Source organism: Mesonia oceanica (assembly GCF_902499555.1).
Classification (GTDB): Bacteria; Bacteroidota; Bacteroidia; order Flavobacteriales; family Flavobacteriaceae; genus Mesonia; species Mesonia oceanica.
The window spans coordinates 107,078-121,347 of record NZ_CABVMM010000012.1; the positions used below are offsets into that span (position 1 = coordinate 107,078).

General features: G+C 35.2%; 15 protein-coding genes. All 15 read left to right on the forward strand.

Translation table 11 applies throughout. The features are described from left to right. Positions 1–7 precede the first annotated feature (7 nt). The 15 genes from FVB9532_RS14880 to FVB9532_RS14950 all read left to right on the forward strand — a co-directional run bounded on the left by FVB9532_RS14880 (position 8) and on the right by FVB9532_RS14950 (position 14,258). Positions 8–445 carry a thioredoxin family protein gene (locus FVB9532_RS14880; RefSeq protein WP_150545969.1) on the forward strand — a complete coding sequence of 146 codons (438 nt, stop codon included), beginning with the start codon at positions 8–10 and terminating at the stop codon, positions 443–445. Position 446: 1 nt separating this feature from the next. After that, on the forward strand, positions 447–1,427 hold the full coding sequence (locus FVB9532_RS14885; RefSeq protein ID WP_150545970.1) for an FAD:protein FMN transferase: 981 nt from the start codon (positions 447–449) through the stop codon (positions 1,425–1,427). Next, entirely contained in the window at positions 1,424–1,636 is a 213-nt protein-coding gene (locus FVB9532_RS14890) for a DUF4266 domain-containing protein (RefSeq protein WP_150545971.1), read from the forward strand. Before FVB9532_RS14885 ends, FVB9532_RS14890 begins: the two co-directional genes overlap by 4 nt. Before the next feature lie 7 nt (positions 1,637–1,643). After that, positions 1,644–2,960 (forward strand): DUF3570 domain-containing protein, encoded by a 1,317-nt coding sequence (locus tag FVB9532_RS14895; RefSeq protein WP_150545972.1) that lies wholly within the window; start codon positions 1,644–1,646, stop codon positions 2,958–2,960. Positions 2,961–2,992: 32 nt separating this feature from the next. Next, the gene (locus FVB9532_RS14900; RefSeq protein ID WP_150545973.1) at positions 2,993–3,463 is read left to right on the forward strand and encodes a heme-binding domain-containing protein; all 471 of its coding nucleotides are present in this window, start codon (positions 2,993–2,995) and stop codon (positions 3,461–3,463) included. A gap of 42 nt (positions 3,464–3,505) precedes the next feature. Then, positions 3,506–3,820 (forward strand): DUF6660 family protein, encoded by a 315-nt coding sequence (locus tag FVB9532_RS14905; protein WP_150545974.1) that lies wholly within the window; start codon positions 3,506–3,508, stop codon positions 3,818–3,820. Between the two features lie 269 nt (positions 3,821–4,089). Beyond that, entirely contained in the window at positions 4,090–8,421 is a 4,332-nt protein-coding gene (locus FVB9532_RS14910; RefSeq protein ID WP_150545975.1) for a CusA/CzcA family heavy metal efflux RND transporter, read from the forward strand. Between the two features lie 133 nt (positions 8,422–8,554). Continuing rightward, positions 8,555–9,733 carry an efflux RND transporter periplasmic adaptor subunit gene (locus FVB9532_RS14915; protein ID WP_150545976.1) on the forward strand — a complete coding sequence of 393 codons (1,179 nt, stop codon included), beginning with the start codon at positions 8,555–8,557 and terminating at the stop codon, positions 9,731–9,733. 260 nt (positions 9,734–9,993) lie between these two features. Beyond that, positions 9,994–10,614, forward strand: coding sequence for a hypothetical protein (locus FVB9532_RS14920; protein WP_150545977.1), 621 nt, complete (start codon positions 9,994–9,996; stop codon positions 10,612–10,614). A gap of 388 nt (positions 10,615–11,002) precedes the next feature. Next, a complete protein-coding gene (udk, locus tag FVB9532_RS14925) occupies positions 11,003–11,611 on the forward strand; it encodes a uridine kinase (RefSeq protein WP_150545978.1) in 609 nt (202 codons plus the stop codon). 17 nt (positions 11,612–11,628) lie between these two features. Then, a complete protein-coding gene (locus tag FVB9532_RS14930; RefSeq protein ID WP_150545979.1) occupies positions 11,629–11,964 on the forward strand; it encodes an FtsB family cell division protein in 336 nt (111 codons plus the stop codon). Next, positions 11,957–13,330 (forward strand): methylmalonyl-CoA mutase subunit beta, encoded by a 1,374-nt coding sequence (locus tag FVB9532_RS14935; RefSeq protein WP_150545980.1) that lies wholly within the window; start codon positions 11,957–11,959, stop codon positions 13,328–13,330. Before FVB9532_RS14930 ends, FVB9532_RS14935 begins: the two co-directional genes overlap by 8 nt. A gap of 88 nt (positions 13,331–13,418) precedes the next feature. Beyond that, the gene (locus FVB9532_RS14940) at positions 13,419–13,814 is read left to right on the forward strand and encodes a GNAT family N-acetyltransferase (RefSeq protein ID WP_262714404.1); all 396 of its coding nucleotides are present in this window, start codon (positions 13,419–13,421) and stop codon (positions 13,812–13,814) included. Then, positions 13,814–14,041: a DUF4160 domain-containing protein gene (locus FVB9532_RS14945; RefSeq protein ID WP_150545982.1), complete on the forward strand. Its 228-nt coding sequence runs from the start codon at positions 13,814–13,816 to the stop codon at positions 14,039–14,041. Before FVB9532_RS14940 ends, FVB9532_RS14945 begins: the two co-directional genes overlap by 1 nt. Then, positions 14,022–14,258 carry a DUF2442 domain-containing protein gene (locus FVB9532_RS14950; protein WP_150545983.1) on the forward strand — a complete coding sequence of 79 codons (237 nt, stop codon included), beginning with the start codon at positions 14,022–14,024 and terminating at the stop codon, positions 14,256–14,258. The genes FVB9532_RS14945 and FVB9532_RS14950 overlap by 20 nt, the downstream gene beginning before the upstream one ends. The last annotated feature ends 12 nt before the right edge of the window (positions 14,259–14,270 follow it).

Below are 14,270 nucleotides of genomic sequence, written 5' to 3' on the forward strand. Positions count from 1 at the left end.
AAAAAAGATGAAAAAGAATATTCTCCTTTTAGGACTATTGCTTTTTAGCACCATAGGTTTTTCTCAAGATTGGAAATTAGATTTTAATGAGGCTAAAACAATTGCTAGTGAAAAAGACCAACCTATAATTTTGGTTTTTCAAGGATCTGATTGGTGTGGGCCTTGTATAAAATTAGACCGAAATATTTGGTGTTCAGATGAATTTAAAAACTACGCAAAAGATCATTTTGTCATGCTACAAGCAGACTTCCCTAAAAGAAGCAAAAACGCTTTACCGGAAGAACAACAAGAGAAAAACAACAAATTAGCAGAAAAATATAATCCAAATGGTTACTTTCCCTTTGTAGTTATTCTAGATCAAGACGGAAAAGTTTTAGGACAAACCGGCTACAAAAACATGAGTCCGAAAGAATATATTGCCCACCTAAATTCGTTCATTCATTAATTTGAAAAAGTTTATTTTTTTCATATCATTAATAGTTAGTGTTCAGGGATTCTCACAGAATATAGTTAAACGCACTCTAAAACTAATGGGCAGCCGTTTTGATATTACTGTGGTTGCCCAAGATTCTGTGGAAGCTAATACATATATTGACTTAGCAATTAATGAAATTTCAAGAATAGAAAAACTCATTTCTTCTTGGGATCCCAATTCACAAACCTCAGCTATCAACAAAAATGCAGGAATAAAAGCGGTAAAAGTAGATTCAGAACTAATTCAATTAATAGAACGTGCAAAAGGAATTTCCAAATTAACTGATGGAGCTTTCGACATTAGCTATGCTTCGATGGATAAGATCTGGAAGTTTGATGGAACGATGAAGCAAATGCCTCCTGCTGAAGAAATTAAAAACTCTGTGAGTAAAGTTGGTTATCAAAATATTCTGGTAGATAAAGATAAATCGACTGTTTTTCTAAAATTAAAGGGAATGAAAATTGGTTTTGGTGGCATTGGAAAAGGGTATGCCGCAGATAAAGCCAAAGAATTATTAATAAGCAAAGGAGTTCCTGCCGGAATTATCAATGCCTCTGGCGATATGAATACTTGGGGGAAACAACCCAATGGAAGCGATTGGAAAGTCGCCATTACCAATCCAATGGATAAAAACAAAGCTTTTGCTCTCTTGCCTATTCAAAATGAAGCGGTAGTTACTTCAGGAAACTATGAAAAATACGTGAACTTCAACGGAAAAAGATATACGCACATTATCGATCCAAGAACGGGTTATCCTTCCAGCGGAATTATAAGTGCTACTGTTTTTGCTCCAAAAGCAGAACTGGCAGATGCCTTAGCAACTTCTGTTTTTGTCATGGGAAAAGAAGTTGGTCTTAACAGAATCAACCAGCTTCCTAAAATTGAATGCATCCTGATAGACGATCAAGGAAATATTTTCACCTCCAACAATATTGAAATTAATACCAAATGAAAAAAATAATAGCCATAATCATTCTTATTGCCGGAGCTAGTTCTTGTACGGTAGTAAAAGAATATGAAAAAGTTTACCTAAACGATCCGCAAATGTTGTTAAGCACTACTAAAAAATCAGATCGTTTTGAAACTAATTTCCAAGCTTATCGCGAAGCAGCTGCAGGAGCTAACGGAGGAAAAACAGGCGGTGGCTGTGGATGTAATTAAAACTTATATGAAAAATATTCTTGTAATTATACTGTTGCTAAGTGGTTTTATTTCACAAGCTCAACAAGCTTCAGACTCCATTCAAACCTATAAAAAAAGGGTTCTAGAAACTACTGAAGTAGATTTCTTGGCAAGTTACTATACACAGGATGGTAATAATGCTGCCGTATCGGGAGGTATTGGTACCGAAAAACTAACCGATGTAACTCCTACCATTGTCGTTTCTATTCCATTAAACGATGATGATGTATTAACCATAGATGGTGGAGTATCTGCTTATACCTCTGCCTCTTCCAGCAATATAAACCCTTTTGATGGAAACCAACCTGCAGATCCTTTTGTAGAAAGTTCCGGTGCTTCCTCGGGAGATGTATGGACTAACCTTACGGGAACTTACACTCATAATTCTGATGACAGAAATACCATTTGGAGCGCGAAACTTTCGGTTTCTTCTGAATATGATTATTTCTCACTTGGTTTTGGCGGAAGCTATACCAAATTATTCAACGAAAAAAATACTGAATTATCTATAAAGGCAAATGTATATTTAGATACTTGGAATTCTATTTACCCTTATGAACTAAGACCATTTTCAGAAGACGGTAATGGATTAAGCAACAATTTATTCTCGCAATATACCATTACGGGAAATCAAAATTACAATCCTAATTTCACCAAATTTGATGATGAAAGTAGAAACTCTTATTCACTTGGTTTAAGTTTTTCTCAGATTCTATCAAAACGGGCTCAAGGAAGTTTAATGCTAGATTTAGTTCAGCAAGAAGGTTTGCTTTCAACACCTTTTCAACGAGTATATTTTGCCGATGTAGAAGATTCGTTTATACAAAATTTTCAACTGGCAGATGCCAATGAAATTTTACCTGATACCCGTTTTAAAATTGCTTTGGGTGGGAGGTTAAATTATTACCTCAACGAAACTTTTGTGCTAAGAACATATTATAGATTCTACACCGATAATTGGGGCATTAATTCACACACTGCAAAAATTGAATTGCCCACAAAAATAAGTAGCAAATTTACACTCGTCCCATCCTACCGATTTTACTCACAATCGGCAGCCGATTATTTTGCACCTTACGAGCAGCATCTATCTACCGATGAATATTATACCTCCGATTACGATTTATCAAAATTCAATGCCAATCAGTATGGCTTAGGAGTTATTTATACCGATATTTTTACTGGATTCCACCTTTGGAAATTAGCCTTAAAAAGCATCGACCTGAATTATCATTATTATGAAAGGAACACAGGATTGAATGCCAGCATAATTTCAGGAGGATTTAAATTTATAGTATATTAGGAGCATCAAAAAGAATTCTAAAAAACTAACAAATGGCTTCAAAAAGAAAAACCTTTAACACCATCATAATTATCTTAATAGCTGTATTCATTATTGCGCAGTTTTTTGGTCCAGAAGAAAACACTTACCAACAAGTTCCCGATACGGATATTGCAAAAGTTGAAAATGTTCCTTCTGAAGTTATGAATATTCTAAAAACTTCTTGTTACGATTGCCATTCCAATAACACAACATATCCTTGGTACGACAAAATAACTCCCGTCAACTATTATTTAGCTGAACATGTAGAAGATGGAAAACGCCATTTAAATTATTCTGAATGGGGAAACCTATCACAAAAACGGAAGAACCATAAAATGGAAGAAACCGAAGAAATGATTGAAAAAGGAGAAATGCCTTTACGTTCATACCTATGGTTACACAATGATGCCAAACTATCTGAAGCACAAGCAAAAACACTTACAAATTGGGTAAAAGATTACCTTAGTAAATCAAAAAACTAAAGTTTATACATAAGCTTTTAGATTTTTCATATCTTTGAGAAAATGAAAATCTTAGTTGCCATATTATCCATTTATATTTTAGGGCTCAACTTTATACCCTACAGCGATAATGTGACCGATTTAGAGGAACAAAACGGAATTCACCTCACTTCTGAAGATCATCAAGATCACAATCACGAAGCAGATTTATGTTCTCCCTTTTGCCAATGTCATTGCTGTCACATTCATGTAATAGATCTTCAACTAACCGATTTTGAAGCTATTTCCCCTGAAATATTCAACCAAACTTTTCCACATTTTGAAAATACAGGAGAAGAAATTCAAAACCGCATCTTACAACCTCCACGGAATTCCTAATTTTCAGTACTTCACTGAAATTCTTTTCCAAGAAGCAATATTTTTCTAAACTTAATTTGTAATACTGAGCCTTTATAAGTGTTAACTGTATACAAATTTCTTCATTCAAACTTGATCCGGAATCTCATACTTGGTTTAAAATAAAAAAATTGAGGATGAGAACCTGAAACAAGTTCAGGTTGACGATACCTTACAACAAAGAAAAATGTAAATAGAGAATAACATTGCTTCCCTCCTATTTAGTTTAAAAAATAAAAAACAACATATTCATGATTAACAAAATCATTGATTTTTCCATTCGGAATAAAATGATTATTGGTTTGTTTATGGTTACGTGGATTGGTTTTGGAATTTGGAGCATGAGCCAAGTTCCTATCGATGCCAATCCTGATATTACCAATAATCAAGTACAAGTAATTACCCAAGCACCTAATTTAGGCACCGAAGATATTGAGCAATTTGTTACCTATCCCGTAGAAGTAGCGATGAGCAATCTTCCGCAGGTAAAAGAAATCCGCTCTGTTTCACGCTTTGGGCTTTCCGTCGTCACCATCGTATTTGAAGATGACGCCGGCACCTATCTTCCGCGACAATTAGTATCTGAAAAACTAGTAGAAGTACAGGAAGAAATTCCGGAAGGCTTTGGCAAACCTTCCATGGGACCAATTTCTACCGGACTTGGAGAAATTTACCAATACACTCTAGAAGTAGAAAAAGAATATGAAAAAAAATATTCCAGTACCGATTTACGGAGTTTTCAAGATTGGATTATTCGTAGGCAAATGTCACTCGTTCCCGGTGTAGTTGAAGTAAATGCTTTTGGTGGGAAAATAAAACAATACGAAGTTTCCGTACATCCTGAAGAACTCAAAGCGATTGGAATTAGTATTTCTGAAGTTTTTTCGGCTTTACAGCAAAACAACCAAAATACCGGTGGTGCTTATATTGAAAAAAATCATCAAGCTAATTTTATTCGAGGTGAAGGTTTAGCCAGAAACCTCGACGACATTCGCCAAATGGTAATTAAAAATGAAAACGGAATTCCCATCAAAATCAAAGATGTTGCCGAAGTGCAAATTGGAAATGCCGTTCGCTATGGAGCATTAACCAAAGATGGAAAAGGCGAAGCGGTTGGAGGAATGATTTTAATGCTGAAAGGCGCCAACTCCAATGAAGTGATTAGCCGGGTAAAAGAACGCATGCAGCAAATTGAAAAATCGCTACCTAAAGGTGTGCACATCAAACCCTTTTTAGACCGAAGCAATCTCATAGCGGAAACCACAGGAACCATTAAAAATAACCTTATCGAGGGTGGACTCATTGTTATTTTCATTCTTGTACTCTTATTGGGAAACTGGCGTGGTGGATTAATCGTGGCTTCCACAATTCCGTTAGCTTTATTGTTTGCCTTTATTTTAATGAACATATTCGATGTTTGGGCCAACTTGATGAGTTTAGGCGCTATCGATTTTGGAATTATTGTAGACGGCGCCGTAATTATAGTAGAAAGTACTGTCTTTTTCCTTTACGCTTATGTGAAGAAAAATAAAGTTCAAGTTACAACAGAAAATCGAAATAAGATTACGGCAAAAGCCTCTAAAAAAATGATGAATTCAGCTTTTTTCGGGCAGCTCATTATCATGATTGTTTTTATCCCGATTCTAGCACTAGAAGGTGTTGAAGGTAAAATGTTCCGCCCAATGGCACTTACCTTTATTTTTGCGATGATTGGAGCAATGATTCTTTGCTTGACCTACGTTCCAATAATTTCTGCTTTATTTATTAGAGTTCCCAAAAAAACTAAACCTTCTTGGGGCGACAAGCTTGTATTTTGGGTAGAACGTAATTATGAAAAAGCTTTGCAAAAAAGTCTTCCTAAAGGAAAATGGATTATGGCTAGTTCGGTTCTAATTCTAGCTTTAGCCATTTTTACTTTTACCAAAATGGGAGGCGAATTCATTCCGCAGCTCGATGAAGGTGATATTGCTTTTCACGTGATTTTGAAACCGGGTAGTTCACTTTCAGAAATGATTGAAACAACCACCAAAGTTCAAAAAATCATCAAAGCAAATTATCCTGAAGTAAAATCTGTGATTAGTAGGATTGGCGTGGCAGATGTTCCTACCGACCCGATGCCGATGGATATTTCAGATACGTTTATTATCCTAAAACCAAAATCTGAATGGACTTCCGCAGACACTAAGGAAGAACTTATCGCTAAAATTAAGAAAGATATTAGCGCGATTCCCGGTGTTTCATACGAGTTTACCCAACCTATCGAAATGCGTTTTAACGAATTGCTTTCGGGCGTTCGGGAAGACGTAGCCATCAAACTTTTTGGGGAAGATTTACAAGTCTTGGCAGATAAGGCCAAAGAAATGGGGAAAATTATTGCTACCGTTGATGGCGTGGCAGATATGAAAGTAGAAGCCACTACAGGATTGCCACAAATTACAGTGAATTACAATCGAAATAAACTGGCACAATACGGTTTACAAATCAGTGATTTAAATACACTTATCCAAACAGCATTTGCCGGTGGAAAAGCCGGAGTTATTTTTGAAGGGGAAAAACGTTATGATTTAGTAGTTCGTCTTCATGAAAATCATCGTCAAAACATTCAGAACGTAGAGAACCTCTACATAGATTTACCTAACGGGAACCAAATTCCATTACGGGAAGTCGCTAGTATTAGCTATCAACCCGGACCTATGCAAATTAGTCGGGACAATACCAACCGACGAACCTATGTAGGAATTAACATTCGAAACAGGGATGTACAATCGGTGGTAGAAGATATTCAGCAAAAATTAGACAAAGAATTCGATTTACCTTCCGGCTATTACATTCGTTATGGAGGTGCTTTTGAAAATTTAGAACGAGCCTCCAATCGACTTCAAATGGTAGTTCCCATTGCATTAGTCCTGATTTTTATCTTGATTTATTTCGCCTTAAAATCTTTTTCAGAAACTTTAATGATTTACCTCGCTATCCCTATGGCTACCATTGGCGGAATTTTTGCCCTTTGGTTACGCGATATGCCTTTTAGTATTTCTGCCGGAGTTGGTTTTATCGTGCTTTTTGGTGTTGCCGTATTAAACGGTCTGGTAATGATCAACGGGTTAAATGAATTAAAAGAAGAAGGTGAAAAAAATCTCACGCAACGAATTTTAAAAGGAACCAAACGTCGTGTTCGCCCAATTATGCTTACCGCATTAACCGATGTGTTAGGTTTCTTGCCCATGGCGATTTCTACTTCTTCAGGGGCTGAAGTACAACGACCTTTAGCAACCGTAGTGATTGGCGGATTAATTACTTCTACCCTACTCACGCTTTTTATTCTTCCTATTCTTTACCAATGGATTGAACGTAGAAAAGAACGGCAATTAAATTCATTTAAAACCACCGCAATTGCGGGAATGTTTCTTTTCTTTATAATTCCTTTCAACGCAAATGCTCAAGAACAACCATTACTTGAAATTGGGATGGACGAAGCTGTTAAGCTCGCTAAAGAGAATTATCCGTTATTAAAAAACAAAAAATTAGCAATAAGCCAACAACAAGCGCAAAAAGCTAATGTTTGGGATTTAGGAGCCACAAAAATTTTCACTAGCGGAGAAGAAGTAAAAGACAACCAAGGTGTTTACACGTGGATCAATATAGGACAGCAAAACATCGATCTATTTGGCATTTCGGCTAAAAGCAAACAACTGAAAGCTCAAGTAAAATTAGCCGAAGAAGCATTAACTCTTTCTCAATTAGAAGTAGAACGGGAAGTAAAAAAAGCTTGGACATCGGCTTTTAGCGCAAAACAAAAATTCCAGCTTTACCAACGTTTAGATTCTATTTATAGTAAATTTAAAACTGCAGTTGAATTAAATTATGAAGTAGAAGCCATTTCTAAACTTGAATTTTCTTCTGCTAAAAATCAAGCTTTACAAATTGCGATTAAGAAAGAGCAAGCACACGACGATTATTTAATTGAATTGCAAAAACTAAATTTATGGTTGAACACTGAAAATACCTTTGGTGTCGATGATGAGATTATTTTAACAACTGATGAATTCGTTATTGAACAATCTTTAGAAAATCATCCGGCACTTCAAGTAGCTCAACAAAAAATGCAAACTTCCGAAGCCAATTACCGAGCTGCCAAAGCCGATTTACTGCCAAAATTTAATGTGCAATACGGCATACAAGAAGTACAAAACCAAAGTGGATTTTATACCTATCAAGCTGGGGTTTCAATTCCGTTATTTTCGGGAAGTGAAAAAACTCGGGTGAAAACGGCCGAAATTCAGCAACAAATCGCTCAAAATGAAGCAGATTTTGTTAAGCAACAGCTTAAAACACAATACCAACAAAGTCTACAACGCTTTATGAAGTGGAAAAAATCGAAAGATTTCTATCTGCAGGAAGCATTACCGTTAGCTCAAGAACAGCAAAACGGTGCTCTGTTGGCATATCAAGAAGGTGCGATCGATTATACGGCTTTTACCCAAATGCTTCGAAATTCCATCGAAACAGAACTTGCCGCTATTAAAGCGATAAACAATTACCTCAACGCAAAATTCGATCTAACTTATTTTGAAAATGAATAATATAAATTCAAGCTTCACCAATCATCACCCCTCCTGCAAGGTCTTTTCTGACCTTGTAGGTATATTTTTCAATCATATTAAAACCTACAAGGTTATCAAAACCTTGCAGGAAATAACCTTTAATACAACAATCATGAAAACCTTATTCTATATATTTTTCAGTTTATTCTTGATTTCCTGCGGAAATAATTCAGCAGAAGAAAAAGAAAATTCAACTACTCCAAAAAAAGAAGAACATCACGAAGAAGAAGAAGAAGGAATTCACTTTTCCTTTGAGCAAGCTAAAGCTTTAGGTTTAAAAGTAGATACACTCAGCCATAGAAATATGAGCGGTTTTGTAGAAGCCAATGGAACATTAGAAGTTCCACCACAAAACGAAGCAACCGTAACGACAATTGTTGGTGCGAATGTGGTCAAGATTGAAGTGATTGAAGGTGATGAAGTGCAGCAAGGACAAATAGTGGCATATTTATCTCATCCTAATATCATTCAGCTACAAACCGATTATTTAGAAGCTTTTCACAACCAAAAGTATTTAGAAAAAGAATACCAACGTCAGAAAAAATTATACGAAGGCGGCGTAGGTTCCGGGATGAATTTTCAAAAAGCAGAAGCCGACTATCAAGCTAAAAAAGGATTAGTGAGCGGACTCAAATCGAAACTAAAACTTTTAAATATTAACCTAAATAATCTAGAAAAAGGAAACATTCAAGAAAGTGTGGCTTTAAGAAGTCCCATTGAAGGTGCAGTACAAAAAGTAGAAGTAAAAACCGGGCAATATGTACAACCCCAAACCGATTTGTTTGAAATTATCAATACACATCACGTTCACGCCGATTTAATGGTTTATGAAAAAGACGTACATAAAATTGCAAAAGGACAAAAAATAAAATTCACCGTTCAATCCCTTCCAGAGACAGAACTAACCGCAAGTATTTATTCGATTAGTAAAACCTTTGAAGAAAGTCCGAAAGCTGTTCACGTTCATGCGGAAATTGAAAACAAAAAGGGAAATCTTATTCCGGGAATGTACATTCAAGGAAAAATTTTAACGGAAAAATCAACCACCACTGCCATTCCTGAGAGTGCCATTGTAAAAAACGGAGATCGTTTCTATATTTATAAAGCTGAAAAAAATGAGAACGAATGGAATTTTTCTCCACTTGAAGTAAAAACCGGAAAAACCGATGGAAGCTGGACAGCCATTCAGTTACTTGAAAAACAACCTCAAGCAACCCTATTTGCTCTCAATAATGCTTATTATTTACAAGCCGAAGGAGAAAAAGGTGAAGGCGGCGGGCATCATCATTAATGCTTAGCTATTAGTTTTTAAGTTGAGAAGTTTAGTTTAGTTTCGTCACACTGAACTTAATTCAGGGTCTCATTATGTTTTTTTGAATAGTAAGAGATAAGATTCTGAAATCGAAGATTCAACGTAGTTAAATAAATTCAGAATAACGCACAAAAAAGCCACTTGCCGAGAAAAGAGGAAGTAGCTTTTTTAACCTAAGTTAAAAAAGAGAGAATGGTTATGATTTCTTTACTTATTTTTGAAACCAAATTCAGTTTTCAATGCACATTTTTGTTTTAGGTACGGGACGTTGTGGCTCTTTCAGTTTTGTAGAAGCTTGTATGTACATGACCAATTTTACATGCGGTCACGAAACCCGATCGCAAAAATTAGGTTCGGCACGCTTTGAATATCCCGAAAATCATATTGAAGCCGACAACCATTTAAGCTGGCATTTAGGAGAATTAGAACAGAAATTTCCCGATCAAGTTTTTTATGTACATTTAAAACGAGACCGCGATAAAACCGCAAAAAGCTTCAGCAAGCGTTTTCTCAAAAAGAAAAGTATAGTTGATGCTTATGCAGGAGGAATAAAAATGAATCCACCGGAAACACTTTCTAAAGAAGAACAACTTCAGCTTTGCTATGATTATGTAGATACGGTAACCGCAAATATCCAATCCTTTTTAAAACATCAACCGCAACACCTAACTATTCATCTTGAAAGCATTCAGGAAGATTTCAAAAAATTCTGGCAAATCATTGATGCGAAAGGCGATTTAGAAGCTGCGTTAACTAGCTTCAACCAACGTCACAATACCGCCAAAGAACATGAAAAATCGTATGTTCTTTATCATTTAAAATTGTTTTTACTTCGACAGAAAAGAAGGTTGTTGGGTTGATAAAAACTTCATGAGGCTGTATAAAAAGGGTCAAAAATCGTCATTCTGAATTTAATTCAGAATCTCATCCTGCTAATGATCAATTTAGTAGGAGAACCTAAACACGTTTAGGTTGACGAAAATCATCTTTTTAGACAGCCTCATCACATTAAGGTAAATCATTTTTACGCCTCCGATTCTAGATTAAAATTAAATTCCTTTTTTATAAAATCACATCATTTTAGTTAACCTTTTAAATAAATAAATTCTAATTACTCAATTGTAAGCCCTAAGTCTCGACTCCGCTCGACCTGACAAAAACAAACCTATCAAAATTCGTTAATAAGAATACCATATTGTTATTTCATAATTTTAATAATTCGTTAATTTTGCTGAAAAATTTGAAATTATGCTCATTATCGGGATTGCCGGAGGAACCGGAAGCGGAAAAACAACCGTAGTAAACACTATTGTCGATGAACTACAACACGAAGAAGTAGAAGTAATCTCACAAGACTCTTACTATCGGGACACGAGTAATCTTAGCTACGATGAGCGGACCAAAATTAATTTTGACCATCCAAAATCCATCGATTTTGATTTACTCACCAAACATTTAAAACAATTAAGAGCGGGAGAATCTATTCCACAGCCGGTTTATTCATTTAAAGAACATAACCGTACTGGTGAAACCATTGAAACGCCACCTAAAAAAGTAATGTTGGTCGAAGGAATTTTAATTCTTACCCATCCTGAGCTTCGGGAACTTTTTGATATTATGATTTACGTACACGCCGATAGTGATGAGCGCTTAATTAGACGCCTAAAACGGGATATGAAAGAACGCGGACGTGATTTAGACGAGGTTTTAAACCGCTACCAAACTACCTTAAAACCTATGCACCAACAATTTATCGAACCTACAAAAGAATTTGCCGATATTATTATTCCCAACAATCGTTATAATACCGTAGCTGTTGATATTGTTCAGACCATTATCAGGGAACGCTTAGACTAATTTCGTATATTCGTTTTATGGGTTTTAAAGAGCTTCGCGAGAAACGTTGGTTTAAAATTATAAGCAATAAATATGTGCTTATAATTTTGGTGTTTGGTGTCTGGATGTTTTTTCTCGATAGCAATAGTTGGTTAGTACATCGTGAACTCGATGAAGAATTAGATGCACTCAACAATAACAAAGCCTATTACCAAAAAGAAATAAATAAAGACAAAGCTATCATTGAAGGATTGAATGATTCTGACGAACTGGAAAAATTTGCACGGGAAGAATATTTTATGAAGCGTGAAGGAGAAGAAATTTTTATAATTGAATATGAAGATAGCTTGAAAAAGAACGAGGAAAATGAGTAAAAAATTATTTGAAGATTTTAAAGAGGTTTCTGCCAAAGAGTGGAAACAAAAAATTCAGGTAGATTTAAAAGGGGCCGCTTATGAAAGTCTTATTTTTCATAGCAATGAAGGCATCGATGTAAAACCATTTTATCATCAAGACAATTTTCAAGCCAGCCAAGCTCCTACTCCACCTCAAAACTGGAATATTATCGAACGCTTTGTAGTTTCTGAAAATACTGAAGCCGCTTCACTTTTAGAAAGCTTAGAAAAAGGAGCGGAAGCCTTATGGATAGTAATTCCTACGGCTGAAATCGATTTTTCAAAGTTATTAACCGAAATCGATATCGAAAAGACTCCGGTATTTCTCGATTTTCAATTTTTGTCGAAAGAAACGCCTCAACAACTCAAAGAATTTGTTCAGGGTAAAAAACATCAAATTTCAGTTGGTGTCGATATTATCGGAAACCTTTCAGCTACCGGAAACTGGTTCAGCAATCAACAAGAAGATCATCAACTATTAGCGGAATTTATTCAGTTGAATAAAGAAATACCAGTCAGTATAAGTGTCGATACTTCCATTTATCAAAATGCAGGTGCCAATATCGTTCAGCAATTGGCCTATTCGATGGCACACGTGAATGAATATTTAAATCACTTAAATGAACATTTTCCGCAGCAATTAAAAGACTTTCAACCTATTTTTAAAGTTTCCGTAGGTTCCAATTATTTCTTTGAGATAGCCAAGCTGAAAGCTTTACGTAAGTTATACGCAAGTATAACTGAAGCTTATGAAGCTCCTTTAAGCATTCAAATTTTAGCTTTCCCAACAAAGCGGAACAAAACCATTTACGATTACAACGTAAATATGTTGCGTACCACTACGGAGAGTATGAGTGCTATTTTAGGAGGTGCCGATTGGGTTTGTAATCTGCCTTACGATGATATCTATCACGACGATAATGATTTTGGAAGAAGAATAGCCCGCAATCAACTCTTAATTTTAAAAGAAGAAAGTTATTTTGATAAAGTAGCCAATGCTAGTGATGGTAGTTATTATGTAGAAGAGATCACCTCCCAATTAGCTGAAAAAGCTTTAGTGGTCTTCAAATCGATTGAAAAATCCGGTGGTTGGATTACCTCTCTAAAAGAAGGAACGATTCAGCGAAAAATTAAAGAAAGTGCCGATAAGGAATTGGCGCAATTTAATAAAGCTGAAAAAACCTTGGTAGGTACCAACAAATACCAAAACCCGGAAGATAAAATGAAGGCAGATTTAGAAAAGTCTCCTTTTTTACAAAAAAATGAAAGAAAAACGCTTTTAAAGCCGATTATTCAGAAAAGACTCGCAGAAAAAAGTGAACAAGAACGCTTGAAAAAGGAATAATTTCTTCAATATATTAATTAAAAATACTGCTATCAACAGAGTGATAAGAAAGTATTCAAATAATGACAAGTCAAAAACAATTCATTTGTTGAAACAAAATACTCCAGAATATTTTGCTCCATCTGAGGAAGTTGATTTTGAGAAATACCTTGAAAATGAAATCGAGGATTACTTTGTTTATGAAGAAAATTCTGAAATTATTGGGGCTGGTGGCATCAATTATTTTATAGACCAAAAAATGGCTCGTATTTCTTGGGATATGATTTCCTCTAAAAGTCAAAGAAAAAGGATAGGAAAAAAATTAATACAACACCGAATTAATCTTTTAAGTAAAAATCCGAATATTGAACTAATCATTGTACGAACAACACAGATAGTTTATAAGTTTTATGAGAAAATGGGATTCGAACTTGAAAAAATTGAAAAGGATTTCTGGGCTAAAGGTTTTGATCTCTATCAAATGAAAATGGAAAATAAAAAGTAATGCCAACAGTATTAAGAATTAATGGATATCGTTTTTTCTTTTATTCAAATGAACATTTGCCCATTCATATTGAAAAAGATGAGAAAACAGCAAAATTTAACCTTCAACCTATCGAAATAATATATACGAGAAGATTTAAAGCTTCAGAAATTTCAGAAATCCGTAAATTAGTAGTAGAAAATTCAGAATTTTTAATTCAACAATGGAATGAGTATTTTAACAATTAACAAATCAAAATTTGCTGTAGAGGTTTCCTTTTCAAAAGATAAAATGACTGTCTTTTTAGAAGATGGAAGAGAGCTTTCCGTTCCGTTAGAATGGTTTCCCCGATTACGGAACGCAACTCCAGAACAACTGAATAATTGGCGTTTTATTGGTAAAGGAGAAGGAATTCATTGGCAAGAACTAGACGAAGATATTTCAGTAGAAAAATTACTGGATTAAATCAGAACGACG

Coding starts and splice junctions, on each gene's coding strand:
- FVB9532_RS14880 (WP_150545969.1), top strand. CDS start 8: ATGAAAAAGAATATTCTCCTTTTAGGACTATTGCTTTTTAGCACCATA.
- FVB9532_RS14890 (WP_150545971.1), top strand. CDS start 1,424: ATGAAAAAAATAATAGCCATAATCATTCTTATTGCCGGAGCTAGTTCT.
- FVB9532_RS14895 (WP_150545972.1), top strand. CDS start 1,644: ATGAAAAATATTCTTGTAATTATACTGTTGCTAAGTGGTTTTATTTCA.
- FVB9532_RS14900 (WP_150545973.1), top strand. CDS start 2,993: ATGGCTTCAAAAAGAAAAACCTTTAACACCATCATAATTATCTTAATA.
- FVB9532_RS14905 (WP_150545974.1), top strand. CDS start 3,506: ATGAAAATCTTAGTTGCCATATTATCCATTTATATTTTAGGGCTCAAC.
- FVB9532_RS14910 (WP_150545975.1), top strand. CDS start 4,090: ATGATTAACAAAATCATTGATTTTTCCATTCGGAATAAAATGATTATT.
- FVB9532_RS14915 (WP_150545976.1), top strand. CDS start 8,555: ATGAAAACCTTATTCTATATATTTTTCAGTTTATTCTTGATTTCCTGC.
- FVB9532_RS14920 (WP_150545977.1), top strand. CDS start 9,994: ATGCACATTTTTGTTTTAGGTACGGGACGTTGTGGCTCTTTCAGTTTT.
- udk (WP_150545978.1), top strand. CDS start 11,003: ATGCTCATTATCGGGATTGCCGGAGGAACCGGAAGCGGAAAAACAACC.
- FVB9532_RS14930 (WP_150545979.1), top strand. CDS start 11,629: ATGGGTTTTAAAGAGCTTCGCGAGAAACGTTGGTTTAAAATTATAAGC.
- FVB9532_RS14935 (WP_150545980.1), top strand. CDS start 11,957: ATGAGTAAAAAATTATTTGAAGATTTTAAAGAGGTTTCTGCCAAAGAG.
- FVB9532_RS14945 (WP_150545982.1), top strand. CDS start 13,814: ATGCCAACAGTATTAAGAATTAATGGATATCGTTTTTTCTTTTATTCA.
- FVB9532_RS14950 (WP_150545983.1), top strand. CDS start 14,022: ATGAGTATTTTAACAATTAACAAATCAAAATTTGCTGTAGAGGTTTCC.